At 50.2% G+C, this 1,712-nt stretch carries 1 protein-coding gene; it reads left to right on the top strand.

What is annotated here, in order from left to right; genetic code table 11:
* Window positions 1–324 precede the first annotated feature (324 nt).
* The coding region (locus K2I50_RS10850; protein WP_301026366.1) for a valine--tRNA ligase at window positions 325–1,712 on the top strand (1,388 nt) is incomplete at its 3' end.

Here is a 1,712-nt window from a genome sequence, read left to right as displayed (position 1 = left end):
ACAAGCTCTTAATTGTGTGCTGATGCATAAAATTACCATATCATCGCATCTCTCTGGCGCTTTTTGCCTTGTTCTTCTGTCACGTAGCTACGGCTACGCTCCATCATCACAAGACAAAAATCACTCAGAGATATGCGACCCCAGCGTTAACAAATATTGGTGAACGGGGTCTTATTGCCTATTTATCACTGAAAATAGCACTCTAATCACACACCGGCATTGACGTTGACCGACAGAATCAAACAGGTTTGGAGGTATGGAGTTTTTTTGATAAATTTGCACGAAATTTCACATAATGCAATCAAGATACACAACAATATAATTATGAACGAGTTAGCTAAAAACTACAGTCCTGCGGAAGTAGAAGACAAGTGGTATGCCTACTGGATGGAGCACAATCTGTTTGGCTCCACACCTGACCAGCGCGAGCCCTACACAATTGTAATACCGCCGCCAAATGTGACAGGTATTCTCCATATGGGCCACATGCTCAACAATACCATCCAGGATATCCTTACACGACGTGCGCGTATGGAAGGCAAAAATGCGTTATGGGTACCCGGTACCGACCATGCATCGATTGCCACAGAGGCTAAAGTTGTAGCTAAGCTCGCTAAAGAAGGCATTAAAAAGACCGACCTGACCCGCGAGGAATTCCTCAAGCATGCCTGGGCCTGGAAAGAGAAGCATGGCGGCATAATTCTGGAACAGCTGAAAAAACTCGGCGCTTCATGCGACTGGAGCCGCACTGCATTCACTATGGACGACCTCCGTTCGAAGAGTGTGATTCGCGTATTCGTCGATCTCTACCGCAAGGGGCTCATCTACCGCGGCAAGCGTATGGTCAACTGGGACCCCAAAGCATGCACCGCACTGAGCGACGCGGAAGTTATCTATCGCGAGGAGCACAGCAAACTCTACTATCTGCGCTATAAAATCGCAGGCGAGGACGGATATGCGATTGTAGCCACCACCCGCCCCGAGACCATAATGGGAGATACCGCCATGTGTATCAACCCCAACGACCCCAAAAACCAGCATCTCCGCGGCAAGCGCGTGATTGTGCCTCTCGTAAACCGCGAGATTCCGGTTATCGAGGACGACTATGTCGATATCGAGTTCGGTACAGGATGTCTGAAAGTGACTCCCGCCCATGACATGAACGACAATATGCTCGGCCAGAAACACAATCTCGACACCATCGACATATTCAATGAAAACGGCACTATCAGCGAAGCTGCCGGAATGTATGTCGGCATGGACCGCTTCGATGTACGCCGTCAGATTGCTGCCGACCTTGAGGCTGCCGGCCTGATAGAGAAAATCGAGGAATATGAAAACAAAGTAGGATATTCCGAGCGCAATCCTGATACGGCGACCGAACCACGTCTCTCCGACCAATGGTTTGTCAAGATGAGTGAAATCGCCAAGCCTGCCCATGCAGCAGTAATGGACGACGACATCCGCTTCATTCCCGAGAAATTCAAAAACACCTACAACCATTGGATGGAAGGTATCAAGGACTGGTGTATATCACGTCAGCTCTGGTGGGGTCATCGCGTGCCCGCATACTATCTGCCCGACGGATCGTATGTAGTGGCCGCGACGCCCCAAGAAGCCCTCGAAAAGGCCCTCCGCCAGACCGGCAATGCGTCTCTTACAAGCGCCGATTTACACCAGGACGAAGACTGCCTCGACACCTGGTTCTCATC

The organism is Muribaculum sp. (assembly GCF_029051885.1).
Taxonomy (GTDB): Bacteria; Bacteroidota; Bacteroidia; order Bacteroidales; family Muribaculaceae; genus Muribaculum.
This window is presented reverse-complemented; position numbering and strand designations above follow the sequence as displayed.